At 59.9% G+C, this 1147-nt stretch carries 1 protein-coding gene; it reads right to left on the reverse strand.

Features of this window, described 5'->3' with window-relative positions; genetic code table 11:
• Window positions 1-44 precede the first annotated feature (44 nt).
• Window positions 45-1058: an IS110 family RNA-guided transposase gene (locus tag ACYVIA_RS22250; RefSeq protein ID WP_460844489.1), complete on the reverse strand. Its 1014-nt coding sequence runs from the start codon at window positions 1056-1058 to the stop codon at window positions 45-47.
• Between the last annotated feature and the right edge of the window lie 89 nt (window positions 1059-1147).

Here is a 1147-nt window from a genome sequence, read left to right on the forward strand (position 1 = left end):
GGCGGGGTACTCCAGTTGGTTAATCTTCGGCTCCCGATATCCGTTCAGGCAGCCGCCCTGTATTCCGTGCCTCTGGCAAGCATGGCCCACATGATCCTGGCATGCTTGGCCGCCAATGCGACGGCGGCGACATTGCTGCAGGACCGTTTCTGCAGCTCCATCACCCACTTGCTTTTGCGATCCGTCCTTTCACCTGCCAGGCGCATGACACTGCGGGTGCCATGGATCAACAGCGTGCGAAGCCGCACATCGCCGCGCTTGCTGATGCCGCCCAGCCGGCTCTTGCCGCCACTGGAATTCTGGCTAGGTGTTAAACCCAGCCAGGCCGCAAATTCCCGCCCGTTGCGAAACAGCTTCGCGTCGCCGACACTGGCCACAATCGCTGTTGCGGTGATCGGCCCGACACCTTCAATGGCCATCAGCCGCCTGGCTGGCTCGCTTTGCCGCGCCATGCTGCTGATCTTGCGTTCGTATTCCAGCGCCTTGTCATCCAGCCGTTGCATGCGCTCGTACAGCTCGCAAATCGTTTCCTTGGCCAGCAGCGGCAAGCTCCTTGTGCCCGTTTGAACTTCCATCATCACCCGCCGCAATCGCGCCATCCCGCGAGTAACAACGATGCCAAACTCGCCCAGCAGACCACCAATCTGGTTCGATAGCGCGATCCGTTCCGCCACCAGCAATTCCCGGGCGCGATGCATCGTCAGAATCGCTTGCGCCTCTTCGCTCTTGACCGGCACGAAGCGCATATTCGGGCGACCGACTGCCTCGCAAATCGCCTCCGCATCATTGGCGTCGTTCTTGCCGCTCTTGCGGTAAGGAATGACGAATTGCGACGCCATTAACCGGGCATCATGGCCCATCTGCTTGAGCTCCCTGGCCCAGTAATGGGCACCGCCACAAGCCTCAATCCCAACCAGGCACGGCGGCAGCTTGGCAAAGAACTCCAGCACCTCACTACGGGATAGCGTCTTCTTCAGTTTCGCCTTGCCATGCTCATCGACGCCATGCACCTGAAACACCAGCTTTGCGATATCCAAACCGACTCGTACGATTGCCATATTCGCTCTCCCGATCAGATGCGGTGCGCTTGCCCGCTCGATCCTCAGTCTACCGAGCTTCTGAGGTGGAGGGAGTCCATGGCATTAGC

The organism is Noviherbaspirillum agri, assembly GCF_054780595.1.